Origin of the sequence: Planktothrix pseudagardhii, from assembly GCF_904830925.1 — a bacterium.
Lineage (GTDB): Bacteria > Cyanobacteriota > Cyanobacteriia > Cyanobacteriales > Microcoleaceae > Planktothrix > Planktothrix tepida.
Map to the genome: position 1 here is coordinate 1,884,495 of NZ_LR882967.1, position 25,989 is coordinate 1,910,483.

A 25,989-nucleotide genomic window follows, 5' to 3' on the forward strand; every position below is an offset into this window, starting at 1 on the left:
AACTGAACATATAAGATCAATATATCTTAGGTAAGGAGGTAACCAATATGGCAAAGCCAGCCAAAAAGCTTGTCATCGTCACGGAAAAGATTCTGTTGAAAAAGATTGCCAATATCATCGATGAATGCGGGGCAAATGGTTATACGGTGGTGGAGACGGGTGGTAGAGGCAGTCGCAATGTGCGCTCATCGGGACAACCTAACGTTTCCGACACCACGGCGAATATAAAGTTTGAAGTCCTCACCCCAGATCGGGATATGGCTGAGAATATTGCGGATCAGGTCGCAATAAAGTTCTTTATGGATTATGCGGGCATTATCTATATTTGTGACGCAGAGGTACTGTACGGGCACAGTTTCTGTGGGCCAGACGGCTGTTGAATCAAGATGACGTAGACACAAAAAGCCGGGGCATGACCCCGGCTTTTTAGCTTCTTCCGCAAGAAGCCGGATTTAAAAATGTCCTAACCGTAATGCGTCGTGCTATAGCCGCATTTCTGGCTTGCGGGACTTGGGTTTAAACCCAATTTTTTCGATAAACTACAATTAGACTTCGACCTAATATTCTCCAGGTTAGAAAATAGAAATAATCTTACTCAAAACCATCATAGCGAAGCTCAAAAACTTAGAAAGCAAAAATAATGTTTAAAACGACTCATCCATTACAGCGTCTTCTACAGTATGCTCGACCCTATCAAAAAACCATTGGGTTAGCAACGCTTTATTCAATTTTAAATAAAATCTTTGATTTAGCTCCTCCGGTTTTAATTGGCTGGGCTGTTGATGTGGTGATTAATCCTAAAACTTCTTTTTTAGTCAACTGGGGAATTCAAGGAGCGTTTAATCAACTGTTGTTTTTATCGATATTAAGTTTAATCATCTGGAGTTTAGAATCGCTTTTTGAATATGCGTATAAAATCCTCTGGCGCAATTTAGCCCAAACCTTACAACATGATTTAAGATTAGAAGCCTACGGACATTTACAAGAATTAGAAATTGCCTACTTTGAAGAACGCAGTAGTGGCAGTTTAATGTCTATTTTAAATGATGATATTAATCAGTTAGAACGATTTTTAGATATTGGTGCGAATGAAATTATCCAAGTCATTACAACAGTAATTGTAATTGGGGCAGCCTTTTTTATTTTAGCACCGAGTGTGGCTTGGTGGGCAATGTTACCGATGCCATTTATTGTTTGGGGTTCCGTTTGGTTTCAAAAATTACTCGCCCCTCGTTATGCCGATGTTCGGGAAAAAGTGAGTTTACTGAATGGACAATTAGCCAATAATTTAGGCGGTATTACAACGATTAAAAGTTTCACGGCTGAAAACTATGAAAGTCAACGGATAAATTATCATAGTGAAGCCTATCGTCAAAGTAATAAACGGGCAATTACCTTATCTTCGGCTTATGTTCCCGTGATTAGAAGTTTAATTTTATTTGGATTTATTGCAACTTTATTATTAGGGGGATTACAAGTTACTTCAGGACAATTAGCTGTCGGAACCTATAGCGTTTTAGTGTTTATTACCCAACGGTTATTATGGCCGTTAACTCGGTTAGGAGATACCTTTGATCAATATCAACGGGCGATGGCTTCTGTTAACCGGGTGATGAATTTACTAGATACTCCGATTGAAATTCATCCAGGGGATATTCCTCTTCCTATTTCTGCTGTTCGGGGAGAAATTGAATTTAAAAATATCTATTTTTCCTATAAAAATCGCTATCCCGTGATTCAAGATTTATCCCTCAAAATTCCAGCAGGGAAAACGATTGCAATTGTCGGTTCTACGGGATCGGGAAAAAGTACCTTAGTTAAATTGTTATTACGATTGTATGAAATTAATGCAGGAGTGATTACCCTAGATGGAATTGAATTAGATCGCTTAAGGTTAGGAGATTTACGGCAAGCCATCGGGTTAGTTAGTCAGGATGTTTTCTTATTTCATGGAACCGTTGCTGAAAATATTGCCTATGGAACCTTTGATGCGTCTTTAACTGATATTATTGCAGCCGCAAAAGTGGCAGAAGCCGATGAATTTATTAACGATTTACCATCAGGATATGATACAATAGTCGGAGAACGGGGTCAAAAATTATCCGGTGGACAACGACAACGGATTGCGATCGCCAGAGCCGTGTTAAAAAATCCCCCGATTTTAATCTTAGATGAAGCGACTTCTGCGGTGGATAATGAAACCGAAGCCGCCATTCAACGTTCCTTAGAAAAAATTACCAAAAATCGCACCACAATTGCCATCGCCCATCGCCTTTCAACGGTTAGAAATGCCGATTGTATTTATGTGATGGAACACGGTAAATTAGTGGAATCAGGAACCCATGAAAACCTTTTAGAAGCACCCGGTATTTATGCGGGGTTATGGCGGGTGCAGTCCGGTTTAAATTAGCCCGTGGAACAGGCATCTTGCCTGTTAACTTAACAATAGGCAACCAGGAAATGCTAGAATAATCAGTGATTTATTCAAACCCTATAAATTTTCGTAACCATATCCTGCTCTTGCCATGTTAAAAGCTCTGTTGGGTGATCCGAATGCGCGTAAACTTAAAAAATATCAGCCTCTTGTCACGGATATCAACATTTTAGAGGAAGAAATTCAAAGCCTCTCGGATGATCAGTTGCGGGCGAAGACAGGAGAATTTAAGGAAAAATTAGCCAAAGCTCGAAACCGAGACGACGAAAATCAAATCCTCGATGAAATTCTCCCCGAAGCCTTTGCGGTGGTTCGAGAAGCTGGAAAGCGAGTTTTGGGGATGCGACACTTTGATGTCCAACTCCTAGGTGGCATTATTCTACACACGGGGCAAATTGCCGAGATGAAAACCGGGGAAGGTAAAACCCTGGTTTCCACCCTTCCCGCCTATCTCAACGCTTTAACGGGAAAAGGAGTTCACGTCATCACCGTTAACGATTATCTCGCCCGTCGGGACGCGGAATGGATGGGACAAATTCATCGTTTCCTTGGCTTGAGTGTAGGGCTTATCCAACAAGATATGAGTCCCGATGCGCGCAAAAAAAACTACAACTGTGATGTTACTTACGGAACAAACAGTGAAATGGGGTTTGATTACCTGCGCGACAACATGGCAACTTCAATGGATGAAGTGGTGCAGCGCCCCTTTAACTATTGCATTATTGACGAAGTAGACTCGGTTTTAGTCGATGAAGCTCGGACACCGTTAATTATTTCCGGTCAAGTGGAACGTCCGAGTCAAAAATATATGCGGGCGGCGGAAGTTGCCCAAATGATGCTAAAAGAAGAACATTATGAAGTGGATGAAAAAGGCCGTAATGTTCTGATGACCGATGAAGGGTTTGCTAGAGCAGAAGAACTATTTGGCGTTCAAGATTTATATGATCCCAATGATCCTTGGGCGCACTTTGTTTTTAATGCTCTAAAAGCTAAAGAATTATTTATTAAAGACGTTAACTATATTGTTGGCAATGGGGAAGTGATCATTGTTGATGAATTTACTGGGCGGGTAATGCCGGGTCGTCGTTGGAGTGACGGGTTGCACCAAGCGATTGAAGCGAAAGAACGGGTGGATATTCAACCGGAAACTCAAACTTTAGCCACGATTACTTATCAAAATTTCTTCCTCTTATATCCCAAATTATCGGGGATGACGGGAACAGCAAAAACTGAAGAAGCGGAATTTGAACGCATCTATAATCTACAAGTTACCATTATTCCCACTAACCGCATTACAGGACGGCAAGATTTACCCGATGTGGTGTATAAAACCGAAGAAGGAAAATGGACTTCTATTGCGGAAGAATGCGCTGATTTGCATAAAGAAGGTCGCCCAGTTTTAGTGGGAACCACCAGCGTTGAAAAGTCAGAAATTCTCTCGAATTTATTACAACAACGCAAAATTCCCCATAATTTATTAAACGCTAAACCGGAAAACGTTGAACGAGAATCGGAAATTATTGCCCAAGCTGGACGCAAAGGGGCTGTAACTATTTCGACGAACATGGCGGGACGGGGTACGGATATTATTTTGGGTGGAAATGCGGAATTTATGGGACGGCTAAAAATGCGCGAGTATTTGATGCCGAAAATTGTTAAACCCGACGATGAACGAGAATTAGCCGTCGTGGGTGTACCGGGTAGTCGTCGTCCAGCCGCCCAGGGATTTGATATGAGTAAAAAACCGAAAACCTGGAAAGTGGCGACGCAATTATTCCCCACAGAATTATCAAAATCTACCGAACAAAAGCTAAAAGAAGCCGTTGATTTTGCTGTGGGAGTGCATGGAGAACGCAGTTTACCGGAGTTACAAGCGGAGGATTTATTAGCCGTCGCCTCGGAAAAAGCTCCTACCTCTGATCCGGTGATTCAGAAACTCCGCGAGGTGTATAACTTGATTGTTAAAGAGTATGAAAACTTCACCAAGCGAGAACATAACGAAGTGGTGGAACTAGGTGGACTTCATGTGATTGGAACAGAACGCCACGAATCTCGACGCATTGACAACCAACTGCGGGGACGGGCTGGACGACAAGGCGACCCCGGTTCAACGCGGTTTTTCCTGAGTTTACAGGATAATTTATTACGGATTTTTGGCGGTGATCGGGTTGCGGGATTAATGGATGCTTTTAATGTTGATGAAGATATGCCCATTGAGTCTCGATTATTAACGCGATCGCTAGAAAATGCCCAACGGAAAGTCGAAACTTACTATTACGATATTCGTAAACAGGTGTTTGAATATGACGAGGTAATGAACAACCAACGACGGGCAATTTATGCGGAACGTCGCCGGGTTTTAGAAGGGCAAGATTTGAAAGAACAAGTGATTAAATATGGCGAACAAACGATGGATGACATCGTAGAAGCTTATATTAATCCTGATTTACCGTCGGAAGAATGGGATTTAGAAAATCTGGTGAGTAAAGCGAAGGAATTTGTTTATCTTTTAGCCGATTTAACCGCCGATCAATTTGTAGATTTATCGGTGGATGAAATTAAAACTTTCCTCCATGAGCAGTTACGCAATGCCTATGATATTAAGGAAGCACAAGTCAATCAAATTCGCGCTGGCTTAATGCGGGAAGCAGAACGCTTTTTTATTCTGCAACAAATTGATACGTTGTGGCGGGAACATTTACAACAAATGGATGCGTTACGCGAGTCCGTCGGCTTGCGGAGTTATGGACAAAAAGACCCCTTAATCGAATACAAGAGCGAAGGCTATGAATTGTTCTTGGATATGATGACCGATATTCGCCGAAATGTTATCTATTCCATGTTCCAATTCCAGCCTCAACCCATGACAGCCTAGGGGTTTAGGTCGGTTTTAGAATTTCTTAAGATAGAGATTCCTCACTTTTTTCTTGACATCCCAAAATTATCGTGTATATTTGAGGAGTGTGAGGAGTGAGGTCTGAAAAGAAAAAGCACTTGGGGTCGAAACTCGGCCAGACTCCCAGGTGCTTTTTCTATTAATAATTCCAGCCAAAAACCGTCCAGGAATCGCCAAAAGTTAACGACTAACTTGCGGATCAGCAATATATTGAAAATCAGGTTCCGAATTCCAGGGGCCTCGACTATCTTGACCATTGCTGGAGAGATTATAGTAAATATTAACCGTTTCATCCGGTTGAATATTTCCAAATAACGGATCTGTTAATTTCCCTAACGAATCTAAGGCTTTCATAAACATTTTGGTATGGGAAACTTCACGGGTCAGTAAATACACTAAGGTATCTTTTGTACCGGGGTCAGGCGCTAATTTAATTAACTCTTCATAGGTTTGTCGAGCCCCGGCTTCCGCCCCAATATTAGCGCGTAAATCTCGAACAACATCGCCTCCTTCATTCACATAGGCGGCTGTCCAAGCTTGACCTTGAGAATCTAATAAATGGGGGCCCATTCCTCGAACAGTAAATAAGGTACTTTTAAACGCTTCCGTTTGATCGACATTTTTTGTATGGGCTTCTATCAGTTTCCCTACCATTTCTAAATGCCCAAATTCTTCAATGGCAATATCTTGAAGCATATCTCGAATACCGGGATTTTCCACATGAAACGATTGTACCCAATATTGCAAAGCTGCCGTTAACTCCCCCGTCGCTCCCCCAAATTGTTCGAGAAGTAATTGGGCAAAACGAGGATTCGGTTCATCAATATTGATTCCTTTTTCAATCGGTTCTTTCTTATGAAAAAACATGAAGTTCTCCTAATTGAATCAGCTAATAAAACTCAGAAATCACATTAAAAATTGCTAAAATGTGTTCTATCTATGGAGTAGTGTATCAACTTCCTCTTGACCTAACCTCTGTCTCAATACCGAGTTAAAATTTTCTTAATTTATACCCAATGAAAGAGGGGATCTTTAATTCATCGTCGCTCGGTAATACGGTCTTGACAGGGGTAATTTTTAAGGCAGATCTGCGGGTTCAGAATTAGGTTTTCCTTCCTTTAGCACTAAAAATATTGAACCCCAAACATAAAAAATTCCCGTGACTAATAACAGCAACATTAATGGGGTTAAGCCTGCAAACGGAGTGATCACTAGCATTAATAACAAACTGAACATTAATAGAGGAAATGCTTTATTTTTCATTGATATTTCTCCTAAATTTCCTATTAGTATCTCTGACCTTAATCAAATTTTCCTCTATCTGGGTGTGGAATTTTGTATCTCTGCTGTATCCCTTCTTCTGCTCAAACTTCAGGGAATTAAGTAATTTTACTTAATCTTGTTTATTAAGAGAATTCTTAATAATTTAAATCAAAAAATGCACCCTAAAATTCTGTTTTGAATATTGCTATTCAACCGGCTTTAAAATTTTAAGTTCCGATATAATATAAAAGCCTGACAGCAAGTAGGAATAATAATGAGCAAAATTCCACAAATTACTCTCTTATTCTGGATTATGAAGATCTGTGCAACCACTCTGGGAGAAACCGCAGGAGATCTTTTATCAATGACCCTGAATGTCGGTTACGGAGCTAGTTCTCTAATTTTGATAGGGATATTTTTAGCCACCCTGATTATTCAATTAGTCTCAAAAAGTTATCACCCTATCCTATATTGGACTGTGATTCTTTCAACAAGTACGGCGGGGACAACGATTTCTGATTATATGGATCGTACTTTGGGGCTAGGCTACGCCAAGGGTTCTTTAATTTTAGTCACCATTCTCGTGGCTATTTTTATGTTCTGGAAATACCGTTTTGGGACTTTATCGGTTACTAATATTAACACCCTTCCACTTGAAATCCTTTATTGGACTGCCATTTTATTTTCCAATACGTTAGGTACAGCATTGGGTGATTTTCTAGCGGATAGTTCCGGCTTGGGATTTGCAGGAGGAGCTTTGTTAATTGCGAGTTTACTCGGTTTAATATTAGCAGCGAATTATTTTACTGAAATTTCTAAAGTTGCGTTATTTTGGATGGCATTTGTTCTCACCCGACCCTTTGGGGCAACATTGGGAGACGTTCTAACAAAAACTCACGAGAAAGGCGGTTTGGGTTATGGAACCATTGGCTCATCTATTGTTCTTTTATCGATATTGGTAGCTTGTATCTTATTCACTACTTTACAGCAAAGAGGAATAACAGCCACGAAAATTGCTGACAATGAATAATATTTCGCGGATTGAAAGTTGAAGCGAACTCCCTCTGGGAGTATAAAAAATCAGGGTGTTTTGAATAGGGACAACAAAGCAACTTTTGTAGAGCTTGAAGCCACCCTATAAAAGTTGCACAATACCATTATTTTGTCAATGTGTAAGTCCTAGAATTCTAAAATTAAGAGAGCTTGTTATAAATCTTAAATTTAATTAATTATTCTTTTTTATTCTCCGTAGGGTATAAATTTGTTCCTGTCCTCAAATCACGCTAGAATAGAACTACTCCGCTATAATTCTACTTCTCCCGAAGATCACCCGTGAAACTATCAGGTCGATATAAGTTCTGTCCCTCAAATAACTCACAGAACGTAGTCCTTTAAGGTGTAGCAACTCTCATCTCTAGGTTATATTGATCTTTTTATGAATTACTAAAGCTTAACGGACTCATCCTAAAATCAGTGCATAAGGAAACTAATATGATTGCCTTGCCCGGATATCAAATTTTAGCACAAATTTATGAAAGTATTAACTCCATTGTTTATCGAGCCATTCGAGAAAAAGATAATTTACCTGTTATTTTGAAAGTGCTTCAAGGAGAATTTCCTTCACAGTCCGATCTGCAAAAATATGAGCGAGAATATAAAATCCTGCACTGCTTCAATTTAGAAAGCGTTATTAAAGTTTATGAACTTCAAACCTATCAAAATACTTTAGTTATGGCTTTAGAAGATTTTGGCGGAGAATCGTTAAAAATCTTATTAGCAACCCAAAAATTTACCTTATTAGGATTTCTCAATATCGCTATAAAAATTGCCCAAGGGTTGCGAGAAATTCATGCAGCTAACTTAATTCATAAAGATATTAATCCCTCTAATATTGTTTTTAATCCTGCCACAGGACAAGTTAAATTAATTGATTTTAGTATTTCTAGTGGATTAACTCAGGACTCTTTACGTCTGCATCCCCCCCAAAATTTGGAAGGAACCCTCGCCTATATTTCACCCGAACAAACCGGGCGGATGAATCGCTCTGTTGATTATCGCACGGATTTTTATTCGCTGGGAGCAACCTTCTATGAACTATTAACTCAACAGGTTCCCTTTCCTACGGGTGATGCGATGGAAGTCGTTCATTCTCACCTGGCTAAACAACCGATTCCACCTCATGAAATTAACCCCGAAATTCCCCCGATTATTTCTGAAATTGTCTTAAAATTATTATCCAAAACTGCCGAAGAACGTTATCAAAGTGCCTGGGGATTAATTGCTGATTTAGAAAAGAGTTTAAAACAAGTTCAAGCGACAGGAACTGTCAGTCAATTTCCATTAGGAATGCAAGATATTTCCGATCAATTTAAAATTCCTAAAAAACTCTATGGCAGAGAAACCGAGATTGACACTTTAATGCAAGCCTTCGACCGGGTGAGTCAAGGAAAAACTGAAATGATGTTAATTGCCGGATATTCCGGTATTGGCAAATCGGTTTTAGTTCAAGAAATTTCTAAATCAATTATTGATCAACACGGCTATTTTATTAGTGGTAAATTTGACCAATTTCAACGCAGTATTCCCTATTCTGCTTTGGTCAGTGCCTTTTCAGAATTAGCAAGATTGCTCTTAAGTGAAACTCAACAGCATTTAGATCAATGGCGGGAAAAACTGTTAGAAATTTTAGGGCCAAATGGACAAATTATTATTGATGTGATTCCCGAAATTGAACTGATTATCGGAACCCAACCCCCAGTCTTAGAATTAGGCCCTGCGGAATCTCAAAATCGGTTTAATTTAGTCTTTCAAAACTTTATTCGTCTGTTTTGCCAACCCGAACATCCGTTAGTCATTTTTCTCGATGATTTACAGTGGGCTGACTCCGCCACCCTAAAATTAATTAAATTAATGTTAACGGATGATTCAACTCCGTATTTATTTTTAATTGGCGCTTATCGAGATAATGAGGTCAGTCCAACCCATCCGTTAATGATGATGTTAGAAGTGTTAAAATCTGAGTCTTTCACCTTAGAAAATCAACAGCATTCTCATCACTTAGTTCATGAAATTCATTTAACCGCTTTAAATTTAGAACAAGTCACTGAACTCCTAGCCGATACCTTACATAGTGATCGTACCACTGTTCAACTCTTGGCAGAATTAGTGTTAGGAAAGACCGCCGGAAATCCATTTTTTGTTAATGAATTTTTCAAAACCCTCTATCAAGAGAAACTCCTCACATTCAACTCAGAACGAATTGCTTGGCAGTGGGATTTAGACGAAATAAAAGCTCTCGATATTACCGATAATGTCGTTGAATTAATGATTGGAAAATTGCAAAAACTTCCCCTAGAAAGTCAACAAGTTCTGCAATTAGTCGCCTGTGTCGGGAATCAATTTGATTTGAATACCCTATCGTTAATTTATGGCAAAGAATCCTTGGGAACCTTTCAAGATTTATTACCGGCTTTAAAAGAAGGATTAATTAAACCCTTATCCGATGCTGATAATTTAAAACCCGAACAAATTAATCCTTATTTAGTCTTAAATTATAAATTTCTCCATGACCGAGTACAACAAGCTGCTTATTCCTTAATTGCCAACTCTCAAAAACAATCCGTTCATCTCACTATTGGTCGGTTACTACTGGCAAATACTCCCCCTCAATATTGGTTAGAACGGGTTTTTGATTTAGTCGATCATCTCAATGTCGGTCGATCTTTAATTACCGATGAACAAGAAAAATTACAACTGGCAAGTTTAAATTTAGAAGCGGGAAAAAAAGCCAAGGATGCCACGGCTTATAGCGCCGCACGGGAATATTTAAGAGCAGGAATTGAAACTTTGCCCGGTGATATTTGGGTAGAACATTATCCTTTAGCCTTTATCCTTTATCGAGAACAGGCAGAAGTTGAATACTTAAATGGAAATTTTGCAGACAGTGAAACGTTGATTCAATTAATTTTAGAAAAATCCCAATCTGTTTTAGAAAAAGCCGAAGTTTATAATCTTCTTTTAATTCAATATACCTTACAATTAAAATATGAATCCGCCCTCAATGCCGGGATTAAAGCCTTAGCTTTATTGGGGTTAGATATTCCCACAGAAAACCTACAAACAGTCATTTCCCAGGAATTAGAGTATCTCCAAAATCAACTTAATCTTAATAGCTTATCAAATTTAGTTCATCAAAGCCCCATTGTTGAACCAGAGCCCAAAATTATTTTAAAATTACTCAATAATTTAGCACCATCCGCCTATGTCAGTAATCCCAGTTTATGGACAGTTATCATTCTCAACGGTGTAAAAGTGGCTTTGGAATTTGGTTATAGTCCAGAAGCCGGATTTTTCTATGCGACCTATGGAATTTTACTCGCGACGCTGTTTAATCAATATCAAACTTCCTATGAGTTAGGTCAACTGGGATTAAAGTTAAATAAAAAGTGGAATTATCCTATCTATAAGGTGGCTGCGTCCTCAATTAGTTGCCTCAATTATTGGTTAGAACCCCTTAAAAATTCTAATGCCTTGGGCCATGACGGTTATCAATCGGCTTTAGAATCAGGAGATTTACAATATGCAAGTTATATATTAAATAATCAATCTTTAAATTTAATGGTACAAGGAGTCAATCTGCCAAAATTTTTAGTTGAAGTTAAAAACTATTTAAAATTTAGTAAAAAAGCAGAAAATCAGTTAGTGATTGATAGTTTAACGGGACTGCGAGGCATTCTCCTAAATTTAATTGGTGAAACCCCCAATTTATCATCCTTTGATAGTTTAGAAATGACCGAAGTTTATTATTTGAAGAGTAGCCAAGATCATCAAAAATTTTACTCTCTCGGTCTTTATCAAATTTTTAAAATACAAGTGTTATATTTATATGGCGAAGTAGAACAGGCTTTACAATTAGTCAAAGAGACTGAACCGTTACTGCAATTTATTGTTGGCTTAATTTCGGTGACAGAATATTATTTTTATTCATCTTTAACCTTTATTGCCAATTTAGACCGGGTTTCAGCATCAGAACAGGAAGAATTGTTAGAGAAAATCAAGAGTAACCAAGAAAAATTTAAACAATGGTCAGAAAATTGTCCTGCTAATTTCTGGGCTAAATATCTGTTAATAGAAGCAGAACTCGCTCGATTTTCGCAACGTTCTTTTGAAGCCATTGATTTATATGAACAAGCCATTTCTACCGCCCAAGAAGCTGGATTAATTCAAAATGTAGCTTTAAGTCATGAACTCACAGCTAAATTTTGGATGACTCACGCAAAAGTTAAATATGCCAATCTTCACCTACGAGAAGCGTATTATAGTTATCAACGTTGGGGTGCAATTCGGAAAGTAGAACAGTTAGAAACCCAATATCCTCAACTCAAACAGTTAGGGTCGCTTAAAAGCTCTTTATTTGAAGCCCAATCTATTACCTTAAATACCTCTCACGGTAGCCGTTTAGCGTTGCTGGATTTAAGCACAGTGATTAAAGCATCCCAAGCGATCTCGCGTGAAATTGTTTTAGAACGATTGTTAGGAAATTTAATGAAGATTGTGATTGAAAATGCCGGAGCTCAAAAAGGCTTTTTAATCTTATATCAGGGGGAAAAATTAGTGATTGAAGCTGAAGCTTCAACGGATATCGAAGATGTGATTGTTCATCCTAAAACTCCTGTTGAAACCTGCAACTATTTACCCTTAACGGTGATTTATTATGTTGAACGCACGAGTCAAGATGTGGTGTTAATGAATGCCACTCTGGAAGGACAATTTACCCATGATTCTTATATTAATTCCCATCACGTTAAATCAATTTTATGTACCCCGATTATTAGCCAGGGAAAACTTTTAGGAATTTTATATTTAGAAAATAACTTAACGGCGGGGGCTTTTACCTCTGAACGAATTGAAGTTTTAAACTTACTGTCTTCTCAAGCAGCTGTTTCTTTAGAAAATGCTTTGTTATATGCCTCCGTTGAAAATAAAGTTCAAGAACGTACCCAAGAAATCAATGAGAAAAATTTACGTTTAGAACAAGCGTTAACTCAACTACAACGCACCCAAGCTCAACTGATTCAAAGTGAAAAAATGTCTTCTTTAGGACAAATGGTGGCAGGGGTAGCCCATGAAATTAATAACCCGGTCAGCTTTATTTATGGGAATCTTACCCCCGCCAGTGAATATGTGAAAGATTTATTGCGATTAATTCAAGTTTATCAACAGGAATATCCTCAACCTCAACCTTTAGTCGAAGAAACGATTTTAGATATTGATTTAGAGTTTCTCGTAGAAGATTTACAAAAACTTTTAGTATCCATGAAAGTGGGTGCTGAACGCATTCGTAATATTGTTTTAAGTCTGCGAAATTTTTCTCGTTTGGATGAAGCCGAGATGAAACCTGTGGATATTCATGAAGGTATTGATAGCACCTTAATGATTTTACAACCTCGACTGCGAGCTTCTACCCATAGCGGAGAAATTGAAATCATTAAACAGTATGGTCAACTTCCCAAAGTCAACTGTTATGTCTCCCAATTAAATCAAGTGTTTATGAATATTATTAGTAATAGCATTGATGCTTTAGAACATCGTCGCAGCTTGATGAATCCTGGGGATGCACGACCCACTATTATGATTTCTACCCGTTTAATTGATAATAATAAAGCCAAAATTTCTATTTTAGATAATGGTTCAGGGATGAGTCCAGATATTTTGCAACGAATCTTTGATCCCTTTTTTACCACAAAACCCGTCGGTAGTGGGACGGGCTTAGGACTATCAATTAGTTACTCAATTATTGTTGATCGTCATCAAGGAGAAATGAGTTGTACTTCTACCCTTGGGGAAGGCGCAGAATTTACGATTTTAATTCCCATCCATTGAAAGTTTTGGGGACTGAACGCTCTTGATCGATGACGGGGTGGTCATCAGTTAATAACAAAAGGGATGGGAAAAAAGTTATGAAATTCATTAACCGGATCAAGCTGAAAAAAGAGACGTGATTGTTTATGAAAAATCCCCAGCTTTTGGTTGACTGGGGAAAGCGCGAATTGAGAACGTGCGATAGTGTTTTTAATATAAGCGGACAAGATTGGCTGACACATCTACCTTTAGATAGATATGCCAACTGAATTAATTTTCCAGTCCATTTATAGGGAACGTTCAATAGCCCGTCCAGCATCTTCTGCGGTGTCCTGAGCTTTATCTACACCTTGTTTGGCGTTATTTTTGAGGTTCCGAAGTCCCCGTTGGGTTCCCCCTCTCCAATCGTCCGCTACTTCACTAACAGAGTCACCAATACTTTCAGATAAATCTTTCACCCGTTCAGGAAAAGGCTTGCCATTTTTGTAATTTTCAACGAATTCTTTAGGGTTGTTGACTTTACTAATATTGGATTTAGCATTATCAACTAACGCTTTTCCTTTTGCTTCAGCTTTGCGGTTAGGGGTGTCCGTGTCGCTATAAGGGTACATTCCCCCTTTCTGTTCCGGTTGAACCGGGTTATAAAGTTCAGTTTTATATCCTTTTGTTTCATTAATACTACCTTCTCCTGATAACCGAGCCGTTGGAGGATTACTACTACAAGCGGTACTGATAAACAGTAATGATCCTGCTAAAAAAACACCGACAATACTTTTTAAGGAGATAGAGCGCAAAGCTTGAATTAATTTTTTCATGTTGATAACTCCTAAAGTGGCATTCAAATCATTGAATTTGCTTTTATTACTCTCTTAGCTTAAGAATATTCAATGTTTTGAACCTCTAACTCAGGGATGAAATTTGATGAGTTCCTAAAAGTTGATTCTACTCATTTCGGTAAAAAGCAGGTTAAAACTTTAGGAAATCAATTGTATTCTTAAACCATCATTGAATTTATCAGAAGATGTAGAGTGTCCTGTCTTTAATTTTTCCAAAAAACATCTATCTTCAGCAAGAAACAGTGTTCCTTTGAAACTATCTTTTAATATCGGGTCTGGGGTGTGAGATGGTCAGAGAAAATTTTACCCGCGTTTCTATCTATTCCTTTATCCTCTCCATTCAACTCCCCTGGGAGAAAATGCAGATGGGCCTAGTATTCATGACAACCTTGGCAACTCTACGCTGAACCGATATCCTGATTCAGCAGACCCGGAAACAGTTTTTCGGCAACCGAGCAACCATTTTTGTCTCCCTACGCTAATTTATAATTGAGGGAGCAGATTAACGATGCTCTACCCCCTGATAGGAACCAAAAACAAAATATTCTGATAGCATCAGAACTAATGGATTATCGGTGGACTATCCACCTTGTAGAGAAAACCCGAAAAACTAATGGCATGGATACGCATCTACGCCATTAGAATTTGTAGAGTAATCTGTATCTTTAACAGTTAAAACTGAAATTCTGCCTAGCATGACATCTGAACATATCCGCCAACGCTCCGAAATTCTCGGCACTCAAGTTATCACCCGTGACAGAGGTAAACGACTTGGGATCGTGAGCCAATTATGGGTAGACGTAGATCAGCGTGAAATTGTAGCGATCGGAATCCGCGATAATATTCTGGCGATCGCTGGAATGCCAAAATTTATGTACCTGAGTAGTGTCCGCGAAATCGGTGACGTAATTTTGGTGGATGATGATACCGTCCTCGAAGAAGACGTGGATGTAGAAGGCTACAGTACCCTGATCAATAGTGAAGTGATCACCGAAACGGGAGAACCGTTAGGACGAGTCCGAGGATTCAGATTCGATACCCGGGATGGCAAATTAGAATCCTTAATTATCGCCTCCATTGGTCTACCTCAAATTCCCGACCAAGTGATCAGCACCTACGAATTGTCCATTGAGGAAATTGTCAGTAGTGGCCCCAATCGATTAATTGTGTTTGAAGGATCAGAAGATCGCTTACAACAGTTGTCTGTGGGTTTGTTAGAACGCTTAGGCTTGGGAGAAGCCCCTTGGGAAAAAGAAGAAGAGGGAATGTATTATCCCCCAACGGTTAAACCCGCCAACCAGTTAGGAACCGGACTTCCCCAAACGCCCCCCCAACGAGCCAGTCGCGCCCCTGCTGTGGCTCAGGAAGAAACTTGGGACGAAAATGATGCTTGGGAAGAACATCCCGCCCCCGTTCAACCCTTGCGTCAGCCCCAACCGATTTATGATGAGTATGAAGAAGAAGATAATTGGGGCGATGTGGAACGGGATGAAGATGATCGCTACCGAGAACGGGAATTAGTTCCCATTGAACCTCCCCGTCAGGAACAAAAACTCTACGCCAGAGAATTAAATTACGAATACGAAAATGACGTAGATTCCGATGCTTGGAATGATGATGAAACGCCTAAACCCTATCAGCCACCCCGAATTAATATTCCAGAGAAGAAGAAAATGCCGGAATATGAGGAGTAGTTAGGGGGAGCCACGGGAGCCGAGGAAGAATTGATGAATTCCTGGCTCCTAACTGCTTCTATGCCAAATGTTAACCGAGCGTGATTCCTGGTATTTTGTATTTTAGGATACAGAATGATTGCTGGAACCAATGGGCAAAATACAGATTCACTGTCTGGATAATTTTTGGTTATAGGGAAAGAATAGTAACGTGCTCAAAAAATTAGGAATTATTGGATTAGTTGCATTCGCTCTGCTGGTCGGCCCTCTGACGGGAACCGCTTGGGCGCAAGAAGCCGCAGAAAACCCGATTAATTCTGGGGATACAGCCTTTATGTTGGTTTCTGCCGCCTTAGTGCTATTTATGACACCGGGGTTAGCGTTCTTTTATGGTGGATTAGTCCGCTCTCGTAACGTTCTCAACACGATGATGATGAGCTTCATCTTGATGGGAATCGTTGGTGTAACCTGGGTATTCTGGGGATATAGCCTTGCCTTTGATGTCTCGACTCCCGTTTCTGAAGGCTTTGGTCAAGGCATTGAACGGTTTATTGGTGGATTAGATTGGGCTTTTTTACATAACGTCGCAGCCGATGCTCCTGACCCCATTGGCTATGCAGGAACCATCCCTCACCAGTTGTTTATGGTGTATCAGATGATGTTCGCCATCATCACCCCCGCGTTAATTTGTGGGGCGATTGTTGAACGGATGACCTTTAAAGCTTATTTTTGGTTTGTCTTGCTGTGGTCTACGTTTGTTTATTCTCCCTTAGCCCATTGGGTTTGGGGTCGGGGTTGGTTACAAGCCATTGGTGCATTAGATTTTGCAGGCGGAACTGTTGTTCATATCAGTTCCGGGGTCTCGGCGGTGATTCTCGCTTGGATGATTGGCTCTCGGAAGCATTTTATGGTAATTCCCCATGTCCCCCATAATGTTCCTTTTGTCCTGTTAGGGATTGGGATGTTGTGGTTTGGCTGGTTTGGCTTTAATGCTGGCAGTGCTTTAAGTTCAGGTTCTTTAGCGACTGTTGCTTTTGTCGCCACCATGGTCTCAACATCAGCCGGAGGGTTAACTTGGGCTCTGGTGGAATGGTATTTACGCGGTAAACCCACAGCCGTTGGGATTGCCAGTGGTTTCTTAGCAGGATTAGTGGGTATTACTCCCGCCGCCGGATTTGTTACCCCCGTTGGTGCAATTTTAATTGGTTCAATCACAGCCGTTTGCTGTTTCTATGCCGTGAGTTGGCGGGTGAAATTGCAATTTGATGATTCCTTAGATACCTATTCGGTTCATGGCGTCGGTGGAACCATTGGAGCTATTTTAACCGGAGTTTTTGCAACAAAAAGCGTGAATCCTGCCGGGTTTGATGGAGTTGTGTATGGAAATCCAGGGCAATTAATTCCTCAAATTGTTGGGGTACTGGCGACTTACATTTTTGCTGCTGTTGGAACGTTTGTAATTGTCAAGATTCTCGCTTCTCTGATGGAACTGCGAGTTAAATCGATGGTTGAAGAACAAGGTTTGGATGTTGATCAACACGGTGAAGAAGCTTATGGTGAAGACTTTGCTTCTGGTTTGAGTTTTGCCACCGAAACCTTTTCGCGAAAAGAAGGTTAGAGAAATTTAAAATTCAAAATAATTAATTGATCAATCAGGTTTTTGCCCCATCAGAAGGGAGTAAAAACCTGTTTTTTTGTATTATAATAGGGAGCTAAGAGGAAAAGATTTCATGTTATTTTCGGTTCCACTCCTCACCCCCAGGTAATTTACAAAACTCATCATCAATCACATCTCGCAAACCTTCAGTGGAATAATTGTAAGTCAAAGAGATTAATCTTTTCGCTGTATTGTTCACCTCAACTTTATCGACCATTTGACGTAATTGATTCGGCTTATAAATCCCTTGTTGTACTTCCACACTCGCTTCAAAGATAGCATCTTTAAAGGCATTTTCTAAATCACCATCCCACTCATTAACTTTAATATAATAAGATGTTTTATTAGCCTTAAGATTCAATCGTTGAATTTTTAAGATAGAATCTCTAATAGAAACCGCCCAAGAATTTGTTAGACGTTGTTCGACTTGGTTTTTAATTAAATGCACTAATAACCGTACTAAAAAACTTTCAATTTTTTGTAAAATTTGTTCTTTACTCATCCATTCCCATTCATCTATGATCGCTAAAGCATCGTCATATCGACCCTCTATAATACTTTGTTTTAAATCTATTAATTCTTGACTCATAAATTAATCTCTCAATATTAAGAAGCTTGGACATTTAAACACTCACTTCAGCAATAAAAGCATCTAGGATAGCTGATTGTTCTTCTAAAACCTCTTCGCCAAACATTTCAATATGACAACGAATTGCAGAATTAACATCGACTAAAGCATCTTGATAGGTTTCTCCTTACCCAACAACAACACCTTTAATTCCTAAAGGATAAGCAATATAACCATCAGAATGTTTTTCAACAATAATTTTAATAGATTTCATAATCTCAAAGGTTTAAATCAATTAATTTTTATTTATTTATTTATTTATTAGAAACCCAGTTTCTTAAAGAAACCAGGTTTCTAGTCGGGTTTAAAACGTTCCCGCTAACGCCTCAACACACCGTTCACAAATGGTGGGATCTTCTTTTGATTCCCCAACATGAACAGAATAATTCCAACAGCGATCGCATTTTTCCCCATCCGCTTTCACAACACCAATTCCCAAACCTTCTAACTGTTGACAATACTGTAACCCGTTTAAAGGTTCGGGGTTTTCTAATAATTCAACTTGAGAACAGATGAACAAATATCGTAACTCATCAACTCCATTCTTTGCTTTTAATTCTGTTGTTTTGGGGTTCATTTGTTGCAAATGTTGACGCAAATTCTCATCCGCTACATATAACAACACTTTCGCTTCTAAAGACGCACCAATCATCTTATCTTGACGCGCCTTTTCTAAGACAACATTAACCTCACTACGAATTTGTCGTAACTGTTGCCATAACGCCCCTAATTCGGGCTTCTCCCAGTGTTTTTCTAACGTTACCCAACCCGCTTCAAATACCGATTTATGGGGCGTAGAATAGGGGAGATTTTGCCAAATATCTTCCGCCATGTGACATAATACAGGAGCGATCGCTTTTGCCAAATTTTCTAACGCCACCGCTAACACCGTTTGACAACTACGCCGACGAAACGCAGCAGGCGCACTAATATATAAGCGATCTTTGGCAATATCCAAATAGAAATTCGACAAATCTACGACACAGAAATTCTGAATTACTTGAAAGAATCGGAAGAATTGATAACTTTCAAAGGCTTCTGTTACTTCAGTAAAAACCTCCGTGATCCGGTGAAGCATATATTGATCTAAATCCGGTAATTCTTCGTATTTAACGCTATCTTTACTTGGATCAAAATCATGCAAATTCCCTAATAAAAATCGGGCAGTATTTCTAATTTTTCGGTAAACATCCGCCATCTGTTTGAGGATATTTTTCCCCAGAGGAACATCAGAGGAATAATCCACCGATGACACCCACAACCGCAGAATATCCGCACCATAGGGAGGTTCCTGCTGTTGGTTTTTACCCCCTTCAATTACAATCGCTGGATCAACCACATTTCCCAAGGATTTACTCATTTTCATTCCCTTTTCATCGAGAACAAATCCATGAGTTAAAACCGTTTTATAGGGAGCATGACCGTAATTAGCCACACTGGTTAATAAACTGGATTGAAACCAGCCGCGATGTTGATCAGAACCTTCTAAATACATATCCGCCGGATAATGTAATTCCGGGCGTTGATTCGCCACCGCAGCCCAAGAAGAACCCGAATCAAACCAAACATCCATTGTATCGGTTCCCTTGCGGTAAGTCTTGCCATTATTGCGGTATTCTTCTGGTAATAATTCTGCAACGGATAACTCCCACCACGCATCCGAACCTTTTTCAGCAATAATAGTTTGAACGTGATTAATTGTGCTTTCATTTAATAGCGGTTCGTTGGTTTCTTCCTCATAGAAAACCGGAATCGGAACCCCCCAACTGCGTTGTCGAGAAATACACCAATCACTGCGATCTGCTACCATAGAAGTAATCCGATTTTCCCCTTGGGCGGGAATCCATTGCACCTCGGAAATGGCTTTTAAAGCGGCATCTCGGAACCCTTCAACGGAAGCAAACCATTGTTCTGTGGCTCTAAAAATCGTGGGTTTTTTTGTACGCCAATCGTAGGGATATTTATGTTGATAAGGCTCTTCTTTTAACAAAGAATTAACTTCTATTAAAGCCTCAACAATTGCTCCATTTCCCTCTCCTAAAACATTCAATCCCTCAAATTTTCCTGCTTCGGAAGTAAAGTTTCCATGATCATCAACGGGGGATAAGATTGGTAAACCATATTTTTGACCCACAATATAGTCTTCTTGACCATGACCGGGGGCAGTATGAACTAATCCTGTACCGGATTCTGTGGTAATATAATCCCCCCCTAAAACAATCGGACTTTCCCGTTCAAACAAGGGATGTTTGTAGGTACAATGTTCTAAATCCTTGCCTTTAAACGTGGCTTTAATCGTTAGCGGATAACCCAACGTTGTTGATAATTGTTCCGCTAAATCTTCTGCCACAATTAAATATTTAAACTGAACAGGTTTTTCAGTTTCCCCGACTTCGACAACAGCATAATTTAACGCGGGGTTAACTGCAACAGCTAAATTACCCGGAATTGTCCAGGGAGTTGTTGTCCAAATCGCAACCCCTAATTCTGATAAAAAGGGTGTGAATAATTCCCGCAAGGGTTCAGCCACCGTTAACAGTTTAAAGGCAGCAAATAAACTGCGAGAAACGTGACCTTCAGGATATTCTAATTCCGCTTCTGCTAAGGCGGTTTTAGAACTGGGACTCCAGTGAACGGGTTTGCGTCCGCGATAAATATATCCCTCTAAAACCATCTTTCCAAATACCGCAATTTGGGCGGCTTCATATTCAGGTTTTAAGGTTAAATAGGGGTTTTCCCAGTCGCCCCAAACCCCATACCGTTTGAAACCCGCTTTTTGTTGTTCAACGGTTTGTAAGGCGAAATCTCTGGCTTTATGACGCAATGTTAACGGGGTTAATTGTTCTCTTTCCCCCGCTTTCATGTTTTGTAATACTTTCAATTCAATGGGTAAACCATGACAGTCCCACCCCGGAACATAACGAACTTTACGACCTTGTAAAATTTGATAGCGATTAATAATATCTTTAAGAATTTTATTGAGAGCATGACCAATATGTAGCGCCCCATTCGCATAAGGAGGGCCATCATGTAAAATAAATAATTCACCCGGATTATTTTCTGACAGGCGTTGATAAATTTCCTGTTCAGCCCAAAATTCTTGGATTTCCGGTTCCCGTTTCACAGCATTTGCCCGCATATCAAATTTTGTTTGGGGCAAATTGACGGTATCTTTATAAGACTTGGCTTCTGTCACAGCAGTATCCTGAGCGATTCTCAATAATTTATTCGTATTTTATCTTAACGTTAATTCGCACAAATTGTAGTAAGTCCTTCAGGACTCAACTCTTTCGCGTTCCTAATCTTAAGGGTGAGAAGACCTCACCCCTACGGTTTAATTATATGGATTGAATTTGTTCTGAAGATAATCCCGTAATTTCTACAACTTGATCCATCGTCATTCCATTTTGCAATAAATTCAAGGCAACTTGACACAGTTGAGATTCAGCTTGTTCAGCCCGTTGACGTTGCTGTTCTGCATTTTGACGTTCTTGTTTAGCATTTTGACGTTCCTGTTCTGCGATTTCTTCTCCTAAAGGAAGTAATTCCCCGTCTAAAGTCGCCCAACGTAACCAAACTGCTTCAGTCCCTTGATAAATTCCTGACCAACGCACTAATGATAATCCTAAAGATTGACTAATAAATTGCTGATGTTCGTTCAAAATTAACGGTTGATAAATTCCTTGTTGCAGGAAGAAACCCGCCCAATCATCAGGGTTAAAGGGATCATACCAAAAATATTCAGAAACTCGTAATTGATTTTGATAAATTAATTTTTTATCGGTTTTATCGGTATTTGCCGTACTTTCTGATAACAATTCTATGACCACATCGGGGGCTTTTCCTTCTTCCCAAACCACCCAACTTTTGCGTTCTCCCTTGGGAACACCCACCACCGCAAAGAAATCAGGCCCGCGAAAATCCCGATTTTTCAATTGTTCTAAACTAAAATACACAAACATATTTCCCCCTGCATAGCCATCGGTTCGCCCGTTTAACCAAGGTTGCAGGGTCAGAATTAACAGGGTCATCTGCTGGACGTGACGTTGACTTTCCATCGGAACTCCATCGGAGTAGGGTAGTTCATCCTGAGTTGGAGGAGAAGAAAGATTTGCCGTTGTAACCATAGCAAACACAGGGGGGTTGAGTTCTGTTTCCCTATGGTAGCTTGTGATTTGGTTTGACTGGGTTGAGTTGTATTGCGTTTTGTGAAAATTCTTAAAATGATGGTGCGATCGCCTGGTAAGATCAACGGTTGATTTTTATAAACACTCAATATCTTACTGGGTCAAATTGGGAGGAACAATGGACGCAATTACAAGTTTTTTGGGCAATATCAACTTTGAGCTTATTGCACAGCTTACAATGTTGGGTTTGATTGTGGTTGCTGGCCCCGTAGTCATCGTGTTACTGGCTTTTCGCGGCGGCGATCTGTAGAGACATCAGGACTTACCAGAAACGGGGTTTCTAAACAAAAATCTGGATTTCATCATCAAAATCTGGGTCAGAAACCCGGTTTCTAACTCTATATTTTTTAGTCTTGAATATAGGGTTGTCCTGTGGTTAAAGCAATTTCAGCCTTCACAAATTCCCGTCCTAAATACAACGCATGATCTAAGCAACTAATCGGATAGGGTTGAGTTTCTTCAGTAATTTTAATTCCTAATTCTTTAGCCGTTCTTCCTTGAAAAACCGTCGTGGGTGTTCGCTTCAAACTCCCAGTACAAGGGAAAGGTTCTCCCGTTTCAGGATCAACGGCTAATCCTTTTTCATTAATAGCGTTCGTATAATGTTCGGCACAGATTAACCGAGCTTCTCGATCAATATAAATAATAAAATATCCTGACGGGTCAAGATGAATAAAACGATTAGAAAGCTGATCATCTAAAGCAGCGAGTTCTTGAGCGTTGGGAGTAGTGGTTGATTGAGCAAACACAATATTAATAATGGATTGATAAAGTTACCTGTTTACAGTTTATCTCATTGCAACAATAAATTTTCATCAACTCCCTAGAGACGGGTTTATTTAGATTATTTTTAACTCTCAAAGATTGTTACAGAACCAGCCCGGACAAGATTTTATGCAGTTTAAAGCGGTCTCTAAAACATCGCCTACATTATCTTCAATTTTCCAAGGGTTGAGTGCTTGCTATTTTTGAGAATCAAACAACCCCAACATCTGTTTTTGGGGTTGTTTTTTTGGGCAACTTAATAATGCTAATAAGTGGGATTTTAAGTAGAGTTATCAAATGTTACACTAAATATAGTGTAAAATAAGATTTTTGTCAATCCCTGTCACTAAATATGGAATTAGAGTAAAGTGGTAAGGCGTGAATTTATTATAGAAGTTGGTACAAATATTGACCATGCAATCAACATCACCGTCGATTACCATCACCCCCAACAAAGATATTAAAGTTATTAAACGGGATGGCAGTTTTGCCCCCTTAGATGTGTCTAAAATTCGAGAAGTTGTCAACTGGGCTTGTGAGGGGATGGAGGCGAACCCCATTACCTTAGAAGCGGGACTCACCACCCGTCTCCGCAATGGTGTGACCACCAGAGAAATTCAGGATAATTTAATTAATTGCGCCCTAGAATTATGCAGTCCCTCTGACCCAGACTGGCGTTATGTAGCCGGAAGACTGCATATTTGGAGTTTATGGAAAGATACCTTAGTCCGTCGTGGTTATGAATACGGCGACTATTGTAGAACGGTTCACAACAAAGTTGAACAGGGACAATATGACGTTAGGATTTTAACCTATACCGTAGAAGAACTTCAAGAAGCTGGGAGTTGGATTAATCCAGAATGGGATAAAGATTATGATTATGCTGGGGCGGTTTTGTTAAGTAAACGCTATTTGTTGTCTGAGGAATTACCCCAAGAGGCTTTATTAACCTGTGCATTACTATTAGCAATTGTTGAAACATCCGAAAATCGGTTATTTTGGGCGCGAAAATTTTATCAAGCGATCGCTCAACGCAAAATTTCATTAGCTACACCCATTTTAGCTAATTTAAGGATTCCTCATGGTTCATTAAGTAGCTGTTTTATTACAGCAATGGATGATAACTTAGAAAGCATTTTTGACACCATCAAAGATGCCGCTAGGATTTCTAAAAATGGCGGGGGTGTGGGAACCAATGTTAGTCGAGTTCGGGCGACGGGAAGTTGGGTCATGGGGAAACAAAACACCTCTGGTGGCGTTATTCCCTGGATTAAATTATTAAATGATACTGCGATCGCGGTTAACCAAGGCGGTCGTCGGGCGGGGGCAATTACGGTTAGTTTAGATATCTGGCATTTAGACGTTCCCGAATTTTTGGAAATGCAGACCGAAAATGGGGATCAACGTCGCAAAGCTTATGATATTTTTCCGCAATTAGTCATCCCGGATGAATTCATGCGTCGGGTAATTAATCGAGAAGATTGGACACTGATTGATCCCTATGAAATTAGGGAAAAATTAGGGATTGAATTAGCAGAAACTTGGGGTGAATCCTTTGAAAAAGCCTATCAACAAATAGAAGAAAATTTAGATACAGAAATTACCCTTTATAAAAAGGTAAATGCTAGGGAACTGTTCAAGTTAATGATGCGTTCTCAAGTGGAAACAGGAATGCCCTATTTATGGTTTAAAGATACCTCAAATCGAGCCAATCCGAATCAACATGAAGGGTATATTCCGGGGGGGAATTTGTGCCAAGAATCATGGAGTAATGTTAAACCCGGAGAGGAAGCACACACTTGCAACTTAGATTCCTTGAATTTGGCTAATATTGAACTAGAAGAACTCCCAGAAATCTGTGAAATTGCGGTGCGAATGTTAGACAATACCATCGAAATTACCAATGCGCCCTTTGAAGCGAGTAAACACCATAATCAAAAATATCGTACTATTGGGGTTGGAGCAATGGGATTAGCGGATTGGTTAGCCAAAAATCGATTAACCTATAATCATTTAACCGAAATTAGTCATCTATTTGAAGATATCGGTTTTTATTGTACTCAAACCTCAATGGAATTGGCACAAGAACGAGGTGCTTATCCAGCCTTTAAAGGCAGCACTTGGAGTCAAGGAAAATTAATTGGGGCGAAACCTGTAGAGTGGTTTTTACAACACGCTGGAAATAAAGAACGCTGGCAAAAATTAAGTTTAGAGATTCAACAATATGGAATTCGGAATTCTCATATTACTGCGATCGCTCCTAACACATCTTCTTCCTTAGTGCAAGGATGTACTGCGAGTATTTTACCTTGTTATAGTCGTTTTTTCTATGACAAATGGGCAAAAGGAACCGTACCCATTGCGCCACCTTTTCTGCGAGATCATTTCTGGTTTTACCCGGAAAATAAAAGCCTCAATCAACAAATTGTTGTGAAAGCAGTTGCTACTGTTCAACAATGGATTGATACCGGAATTTCAATGGAATTAATGTTTAATCTCAACGAAGGAATTTATTTCCCCGATGAACCTGATCGCACCATCAAAGCTAAAGACATTTTTGATACATTAATTTTAGCTTGGCAACAAGGGTGTAAAGCCGTTTATTATGTCAGGACTGTACAGCGTGATAGTTTCAAAGAAGCCGATGATAGCTGTGTGGCTTGTGCAAACTAATAGTTAAATTGTTAAGCTTATAGCACTATGTCATACTTGTAAGATAAAGTAATCTTGCACTACTCTATTTTACAAGTATGACCCTAGACTTCTTTTCATCATCAGCAATGGATAAA

Annotated in this window: 16 protein-coding genes; 9 read left to right on the forward strand and 7 right to left on the reverse strand. The window is 39.6% G+C overall.

The genetic code is table 11. The features are described from left to right. The first annotated feature begins 47 nt into the window (after nt 1–47). From NMK36_RS08075 to secA, 3 genes are all read left to right on the forward strand, one after another. Nucleotides 48–380: a P-II family nitrogen regulator gene (locus NMK36_RS08075; RefSeq protein ID WP_072720849.1), complete on the forward strand. Its 333-nt coding sequence runs from the start codon at nt 48–50 to the stop codon at nt 378–380. Between the two features lie 260 nt (nt 381–640). Further along, complete coding sequence (locus NMK36_RS08080; RefSeq protein WP_254173495.1) at nt 641–2,410, forward strand: ABC transporter ATP-binding protein; 1,770 nt, start codon at nt 641–643, stop codon at nt 2,408–2,410. 115 nt (nt 2,411–2,525) lie between these two features. Then, nucleotides 2,526–5,309 carry a preprotein translocase subunit SecA gene (gene secA, locus NMK36_RS08085; protein WP_254173496.1) on the forward strand — a complete coding sequence of 928 codons (2,784 nt, stop codon included), beginning with the start codon at nt 2,526–2,528 and terminating at the stop codon, nt 5,307–5,309. A gap of 201 nt (nt 5,310–5,510) precedes the next feature. On the opposite strand, the gene NMK36_RS08090 is transcribed toward secA, so the two are convergent. Both NMK36_RS08090 and NMK36_RS08095 read right to left on the reverse strand, forming a co-directional pair. Beyond that, complete coding sequence (locus NMK36_RS08090) at nt 5,511–6,197, reverse strand: manganese catalase family protein (RefSeq protein ID WP_072720852.1); 687 nt, start codon at nt 6,195–6,197, stop codon at nt 5,511–5,513. Between the two features lie 210 nt (nt 6,198–6,407). Next, nucleotides 6,408–6,593 carry a hypothetical protein gene (locus NMK36_RS08095; protein ID WP_072720853.1) on the reverse strand — a complete coding sequence of 62 codons (186 nt, stop codon included), beginning with the start codon at nt 6,591–6,593 and terminating at the stop codon, nt 6,408–6,410. Nucleotides 6,594–6,867: 274 nt separating this feature from the next. Here NMK36_RS08095 and NMK36_RS08100 point away from each other — a divergent pair, with 274 nt between their 5' ends. Next, entirely contained in the window at nt 6,868–7,623 is a 756-nt protein-coding gene (locus NMK36_RS08100) for a COG4705 family protein (RefSeq protein ID WP_072720854.1), read from the forward strand. 461 nt (nt 7,624–8,084) lie between these two features. Further along, nucleotides 8,085–13,475: a trifunctional serine/threonine-protein kinase/ATP-binding protein/sensor histidine kinase gene (locus tag NMK36_RS08105; protein ID WP_072720855.1), complete on the forward strand. Its 5,391-nt coding sequence runs from the start codon at nt 8,085–8,087 to the stop codon at nt 13,473–13,475. A gap of 266 nt (nt 13,476–13,741) precedes the next feature. Here NMK36_RS08105 and NMK36_RS08110 read toward each other — a convergent pair whose 3' ends face one another. Beyond that, nucleotides 13,742–14,269 (reverse strand): hypothetical protein, encoded by a 528-nt coding sequence (locus NMK36_RS08110; protein WP_072720857.1) that lies wholly within the window; start codon nt 14,267–14,269, stop codon nt 13,742–13,744. 716 nt (nt 14,270–14,985) lie between these two features. On the opposite strand from NMK36_RS08110, the gene NMK36_RS08115 reads away from it, so the two are divergent. Both NMK36_RS08115 and NMK36_RS08120 read left to right on the forward strand, forming a co-directional pair. Further along, nucleotides 14,986–15,984, forward strand: a complete 999-nt coding sequence (locus NMK36_RS08115; protein WP_072720859.1) for a PRC-barrel domain-containing protein — start codon at nt 14,986–14,988, stop codon at nt 15,982–15,984. Between the two features lie 190 nt (nt 15,985–16,174). Continuing rightward, nucleotides 16,175–17,581, forward strand: a complete 1,407-nt coding sequence (locus tag NMK36_RS08120) for an ammonium transporter (RefSeq protein ID WP_245824327.1) — start codon at nt 16,175–16,177, stop codon at nt 17,579–17,581. 115 nt (nt 17,582–17,696) lie between these two features. Here NMK36_RS08120 and NMK36_RS08125 read toward each other — a convergent pair whose 3' ends face one another. The 3 genes from NMK36_RS08125 to NMK36_RS08135 form a co-directional block, all read right to left on the reverse strand. Beyond that, a complete protein-coding gene (locus NMK36_RS08125) occupies nt 17,697–18,209 on the reverse strand; it encodes a DUF29 family protein (RefSeq protein ID WP_072720871.1) in 513 nt (170 codons plus the stop codon). A gap of 343 nt (nt 18,210–18,552) precedes the next feature. Then, the gene (ileS, locus tag NMK36_RS08130; RefSeq protein ID WP_254173497.1) at nt 18,553–21,444 is read right to left on the reverse strand and encodes an isoleucine--tRNA ligase; all 2,892 of its coding nucleotides are present in this window, start codon (nt 21,442–21,444) and stop codon (nt 18,553–18,555) included. A 142-nt stretch (nt 21,445–21,586) separates the two neighbouring features. Next, nucleotides 21,587–22,375: a Uma2 family endonuclease gene (locus tag NMK36_RS08135; protein ID WP_254173498.1), complete on the reverse strand. Its 789-nt coding sequence runs from the start codon at nt 22,373–22,375 to the stop codon at nt 21,587–21,589. A 178-nt stretch (nt 22,376–22,553) separates the two neighbouring features. On the opposite strand from NMK36_RS08135, the gene psb30 reads away from it, so the two are divergent. Next, nucleotides 22,554–22,685: a photosystem II reaction center protein Ycf12/Psb30 gene (psb30, locus tag NMK36_RS08140; protein ID WP_072720874.1), complete on the forward strand. Its 132-nt coding sequence runs from the start codon at nt 22,554–22,556 to the stop codon at nt 22,683–22,685. Nucleotides 22,686–22,782: 97 nt separating this feature from the next. Here psb30 and NMK36_RS08145 read toward each other — a convergent pair whose 3' ends face one another. Further along, nucleotides 22,783–23,184 carry a DUF4346 domain-containing protein gene (locus NMK36_RS08145; protein ID WP_072720875.1) on the reverse strand — a complete coding sequence of 134 codons (402 nt, stop codon included), beginning with the start codon at nt 23,182–23,184 and terminating at the stop codon, nt 22,783–22,785. Between the two features lie 430 nt (nt 23,185–23,614). Here NMK36_RS08145 and NMK36_RS08150 point away from each other — a divergent pair, with 430 nt between their 5' ends. After that, nucleotides 23,615–25,873, forward strand: coding sequence for a ribonucleoside-diphosphate reductase subunit alpha (locus NMK36_RS08150; protein WP_072720876.1), 2,259 nt, complete (start codon nt 23,615–23,617; stop codon nt 25,871–25,873). The last annotated feature ends 116 nt before the right edge of the window (nt 25,874–25,989 follow it).

Excerpts from the sequence above, each read along its gene's own strand:
- NMK36_RS08105 (WP_072720855.1), top strand. The coding sequence starts at position 8,085 with ATGATTGCCTTGCCCGGATATCAAATTTTAGCACAAATTTATGAAAGT.
- NMK36_RS08090 (WP_072720852.1), bottom strand. The coding sequence starts at position 6,197 with ATGTTTTTTCATAAGAAAGAACCGATTGAAAAAGGAATCAATATTGAT.
- NMK36_RS08110 (WP_072720857.1), bottom strand. The coding sequence starts at position 14,269 with ATGAAAAAATTAATTCAAGCTTTGCGCTCTATCTCCTTAAAAAGTATT.
- NMK36_RS08075 (WP_072720849.1), top strand. The coding sequence starts at position 48 with ATGGCAAAGCCAGCCAAAAAGCTTGTCATCGTCACGGAAAAGATTCTG.
- NMK36_RS08080 (WP_254173495.1), top strand. The coding sequence starts at position 641 with ATGTTTAAAACGACTCATCCATTACAGCGTCTTCTACAGTATGCTCGA.
- NMK36_RS08115 (WP_072720859.1), top strand. The coding sequence starts at position 14,986 with ATGACATCTGAACATATCCGCCAACGCTCCGAAATTCTCGGCACTCAA.
- NMK36_RS08150 (WP_072720876.1), top strand. The coding sequence starts at position 23,615 with ATGCAATCAACATCACCGTCGATTACCATCACCCCCAACAAAGATATT.
- NMK36_RS08095 (WP_072720853.1), bottom strand. The coding sequence starts at position 6,593 with ATGAAAAATAAAGCATTTCCTCTATTAATGTTCAGTTTGTTATTAATG.
- psb30 (WP_072720874.1), top strand. The coding sequence starts at position 22,554 with ATGGACGCAATTACAAGTTTTTTGGGCAATATCAACTTTGAGCTTATT.
- NMK36_RS08100 (WP_072720854.1), top strand. The coding sequence starts at position 6,868 with ATGAGCAAAATTCCACAAATTACTCTCTTATTCTGGATTATGAAGATC.
- NMK36_RS08125 (WP_072720871.1), bottom strand. The coding sequence starts at position 18,209 with ATGAGTCAAGAATTAATAGATTTAAAACAAAGTATTATAGAGGGTCGA.
- secA (WP_254173496.1), top strand. The coding sequence starts at position 2,526 with ATGTTAAAAGCTCTGTTGGGTGATCCGAATGCGCGTAAACTTAAAAAA.
- NMK36_RS08135 (WP_254173498.1), bottom strand. The coding sequence starts at position 22,375 with ATGGTTACAACGGCAAATCTTTCTTCTCCTCCAACTCAGGATGAACTA.